Source organism: Jeotgalibacillus marinus (genome assembly GCF_040801915.1).
In the GTDB taxonomy this organism is placed as follows: Bacteria; Bacillota; Bacilli; order Bacillales; family Jeotgalibacillaceae; genus Jeotgalibacillus; species Jeotgalibacillus marinus.
The window spans coordinates 1-761 of record NZ_JBFMIA010000069.1 but is presented as its reverse complement, the minus strand read 5'-3'; the positions used below and the strand labels follow the sequence as shown (position 1 = coordinate 761).

Here is a 761-nt window from a genome sequence, read left to right as displayed (position 1 = left end):
CAGCCTATCTCCATATAGGAGCCTCACCTAACGAGGATATTTTGTTTTGTTGTTACTCTTATATTTATACTCAACGAACCATGTAGTGATGGGGAATTGAGATCACTTTCATTGTCACTAATTTTATAAACCTAAGATCCATGTCGCGACGGAGAAGTAAATTAATACACCACAAATGTCTGCGATAGAAGTAATTAATGGTGCACTGGCAGCCGCCGGATCCATTTTTAGTTTGTTAAGAATAAATGGTAACGACATGCCAATTAAACTTCCTAGCATGACGACAAGAACCATTGTTACTGCAACGATTATAGCAATTTCAGTTCCGCCTCTGTAAGCACCTAGAAGGGCTACTCCTGCAGCCATCGTAAGTCCAAGGAAAAATGAAACCGAAATTTCTTTAGTAAACATTTTTAACCAGTCTTTGATTTTAACATCGCCAAGTGCCATCGATCGAATCATTAGCGTAGCTGCCTGAGAACCAGCATTTCCACCACTATCAACGAGCAATGGCAAGAAGAATACAAGTACAATAGAAGCGGCAATTGTATCTTCAAAGGCGGCAATTCCTGCACCTGAAAATACATTCATAAATACAAGAACAAGCAACCATGCAATCCGTTTTCTATAAAGTAAGCCCACACTCGCTTTTTTTAGGCTCGTTCCTAAGGAAACAACAGGGGCCATCTTATGAAAATCTTCTGTGGTTTCTTTTTGTACAACATCTAGAATATCATCCACATGAACCACACCAGCCATAC

General features: G+C 39.7%; 1 protein-coding gene. It reads right to left on the bottom strand.

Annotation, left to right across the window (positions count from 1 at the left end):
* Window positions 1-123 precede the first annotated feature (123 nt).
* Window positions 124-761: magnesium transporter (locus tag AB1471_RS16955; RefSeq protein WP_367780927.1), on the bottom strand; the 638-nt coding region annotated here is incomplete at its 5' end.